The 2,182-nt window shown below is 69.3% G+C and carries 2 protein-coding genes; one reads left to right on the top strand and one right to left on the bottom strand.

The genetic code is table 11. The features are described 5' to 3' along the window. Positions 1-876, bottom strand: an 876-nt coding sequence (locus I5I_RS12235; RefSeq protein WP_036319999.1) for a hypothetical protein, incomplete at its 3' end; no start/stop codon positions are given. Positions 877-1,004: 128 nt separating this feature from the next. On the opposite strand from I5I_RS12235, the gene murC reads away from it, so the two are divergent. Continuing rightward, positions 1,005-2,182 (top strand): UDP-N-acetylmuramate--L-alanine ligase (murC, locus tag I5I_RS12230; protein ID WP_036319996.1); only part of this gene is annotated, 1,178 nt, incomplete at its 3' end.

Genomic DNA, 2,182 nt, shown 5'->3' with positions numbered 1-2,182 from the left:
ATGCCGTCCGGATGGAGTCGTCCGGGAAACGGCTGCGCCCTGCGTGGGGTAGAGGTACGTGAGAGGCAGCACGAGTATCACGAACACGCTCGCGGTCCACCCGGGATCGCCGTCGGGCCCCGAGAACACGGCGACGCCGGCGATCAGCGCCGCGGCGATGCAGAGCGCAGCCGCACCTTGACGGCACCCGTTGAGTGCCGCGACGCGGAGCGCATCGTCCCAGGCCAGTTCGAGTTCGGAACCGGCCGGTTGCGGGCGGCGGACAATCGCGGCCTCGAGGCGCGGGAGAACGACGCATGTTGCGAGGGCGACCGCGGTGACCATGAGCGCGACCGCAGCCAGATCGATACGCGCGACGCTGCCTGCGGCGAGGCTCCAGGCCACCCCTACACCGCACGTCAGCGCGAGTCCCAGGAGGATCCAGGTGAGCGCGCGGGGGAGCCCGGCGAGGTAGTCGCCGACGGTGGTTCCCCGCGATCGCGCGATCCGGATCGAACCTTGCGCCGGCGCGAAGAGGCGTTCGTGCAGCGTCGACCAGCAGGAGACGACGAGCATGGTCACGTACATCGCCGGGATGAGGATGCCGAGTGGGGAGAACGTGCTCAACCCGAGCGGGGTGAGCAGAAGCAGTCCGCCGACGGCGCCGGCAGCGGACAGCGCAAGATAGTCCACCAGCTTTCGGTGTCGCATGTACGCCTCCAGAGCGGCCGCCGAGGCCGCCGGCACCGGTAGCGCCGCGCGGTCCGCGAAGCGTGCCAGGGCGCGCTCTCCCACGGAACGCCCACGCCAGGCGTTCAACGCGCCGATCGCGCCGGACACCGTGATGGCGCCGACGAGAGTCCCGAGCACGATGTTCAGGTGATTCGGGTCGGTCATGTTCGAATTGTACCACCGTCCGTACCAAATGTGTCATAACAAAAGCGGGATGGCGGTGGCGGCGGCGCGTTCGTGCGCCGCGCGCCGCAGCATCCGCCCAGGCGGCGTCGACCTAGACTTGACGAGCCATGATTCGACCCGACCTGAGCCTGCCCATCCCCGACGACATCACCGCCGCCCACTTCATCGGGATCGGTGGATCGGGCATGTCGGGGCTGGCCGGCATGTTCCTCGATCGGGGCATCCGCGTCTCCGGCTCCGACCGTGCCGACAGCGCCGCCCTGCGCGCTCTCGCTGCGCGGGGCGCTACGGTGCATGTCGGGCACGATGCGGCCAATCTCCCCGACGATGTCGACGCCGTGATCCACACGGGCGCGATCTGGCCGCAGAACCCGGAGTACGTGCTCGCGAAGGAGCGCGGGTTGCCCGTGATCCACCGCTCCCAGGCGCTGTACTGGCTGATCGGAGGGCGCAGGCTCGTGAGCGTCGCAGGGGCTCACGGCAAGACGACGTCCACCGGCATGCTCGTGACGGCGCTGCGTGCACTCGGAACGGCGCCGACGTTCGTGAACGGGGGCGTCATCGCCGATCTCGGTGTCTCCAGCGGCACGGGCGGAGATGAGCTGTTCGTCATCGAAGCCGACGAGTCCGACGGCACGTTCCTGCTGTACGACACGTCAGTCGCATTGATCACCAACGTCGACCCCGACCACCTCGACCACTGGGAGTCGCGCGACGCCTTCTACGACGGTTTCGTCCGCTTCGGCGACGCCGCTCGAGAGGCTGTCGTCATCTCCGCCGATGACGCCGGGGCGCGGCGTGTCGCTCAGGCCCTCGGGCATGACCGGATCGTGACATTCGGAGAGGATGCCGCCGCCGATGTGCGCCTGAGTGGCATCGTGACCGAAGGCCCCGTCTCCTTCGCGCTCACGCATGACGGCGAGACCGTGACCGGGCGGCTCGCGGTTCCGGGAGCCCACAACGCGGTCAATGCGGCGGGGGCCGTGGCGGTGCTGCTCACGCTCGGTTACGCCCTCGAGCCGGCCCTGCGTGCGGTGGAGGAGTTCGGGGGCACGGTACGGCGCTTCGAGCTCCACGGCGTCGAGCGCGGGGTGAGCGTCTACGACGACTACGCGCACCATCCCACCGAGGTGGCCGCCGCGCTCGTCGCGGCGCGCAGCGTCGTCGGCGACGGTCGCATCATCGCGATCCAGCAGCCGCACACGTACTCGCGCACGCAGGAGATGTACCGAGAGTTCGCCGACGTGCTGGAGGACTCTAGAGGATCCCCGGGACCGAGCTCAAT

The sequence above is a fragment of the Microbacterium sp. B24 genome (assembly GCF_000333415.1).
In the GTDB taxonomy this organism is placed as follows: Bacteria; Actinomycetota; Actinomycetes; order Actinomycetales; family Microbacteriaceae; genus Microbacterium.
The sequence above is the reverse complement of the archived record's forward strand: the minus strand, read 5'-3'. Positions and strand labels throughout refer to the sequence as shown.